This is a genomic window from Staphylococcus sp. CoH_129_LAB_1 (assembly GCF_058191515.1).
Window position 1 is genome coordinate 1 of record NZ_JBXWKZ010000061.1, and the last position, 876, is coordinate 876.

At 45.3% G+C, this 876-nt stretch carries 7 tRNA genes; all 7 read left to right on the plus strand.

The window, feature by feature from the left end:
- Positions 1-85: 85 nt before the first annotated feature.
- Positions 86-159 (plus strand) — tRNA-Trp (locus AC2FB1_RS11025).
- Between the two features lie 2 nt (positions 160-161).
- Positions 162-234: transfer RNA gene (locus tag AC2FB1_RS11030), tRNA-His, on the plus strand.
- Between the two features lie 12 nt (positions 235-246).
- Positions 247-318: transfer RNA gene (locus AC2FB1_RS11035), tRNA-Gln, on the plus strand.
- 8 nt (positions 319-326) lie between these two features.
- Positions 327-400, plus strand: a tRNA-Cys gene (locus tag AC2FB1_RS11040).
- A gap of 8 nt (positions 401-408) precedes the next feature.
- Positions 409-482, plus strand: a tRNA-Gly gene (locus AC2FB1_RS11045).
- Between the two features lie 14 nt (positions 483-496).
- Positions 497-571, plus strand: a tRNA-Gly gene (locus tag AC2FB1_RS11050).
- 130 nt (positions 572-701) lie between these two features.
- Positions 702-785, plus strand: a tRNA-Leu gene (locus tag AC2FB1_RS11055).
- Positions 786-876: the final 91 nt, after the last annotated feature.

The following is an 876-nucleotide window of genomic DNA, read 5'->3' on the forward strand; positions in this document are numbered from 1 at the left end:
AGCGAAGTGGCTAAACGCGGCGGACTGTAAATCCGCTCCTTCGGGTTCGGCAGTTCGAATCTGCCCCCCTCCACCATTGATAAATAGGGACATAGTTCAACGGTAGAATAGAGGTCTCCAAAACCTTTGATGTGGGTTCGATTCCTACTGTCCCTGCCATGGCGGTTGTGGCGAAGTGGTTAACGCATCGGATTGTGGTTCCGACACTCGTGGGTTCGATTCCCATCAACCGCCCTTTATTATTAATGGGCTATAGCCAAGCGGTAAGGCAACGGACTTTGACTCCGTCATGCGCTGGTTCGAATCCAGCTAGCCCAGTTTTTATTGGCGGCATAGCCAAGTGGTAAGGCAGAGGTCTGCAAAACCTTTATCACCGGTTCAAATCCGGTTGCCGCCTCCATGTGCTATGCGGGAGTAGTTCAATTTTAGAACACATTCCTTCCCGGAATGAGATATAGGTGCAAGTCCTATCTTCCGCTCCATAATTTATTATTATGCGGGAGTAGTTCAACTCTTAGAATATGTTCCTTCCCGGAATAAGATATAGGTGTAAGTCCTATCTTCCGCTCCATAATTTAATATCATGCGGGAGTAGTTCAACTCTTAGAATATGTTCCTTCCCGGAACAAGATATAGGTGTAAGGCCTATCTTCCGCTCCATAATTGCTTCCAATAGGAAGTTTTTTATTTATTTATTTTAAGCCGGCGTGGCGGAATTGGCAGACGCGCGGGACTCAAAATCCCGTTCCTTTATTGGAGTGTCGGTTCGACCCCGACCGCCGGTATTAAAGATTAGTATAAGAGGCTGGGACATAATTTCTAAAAAAATAGCCAGTAAATGAGTTTTTTATAAATTCATTTACTGGCTTCTTTATT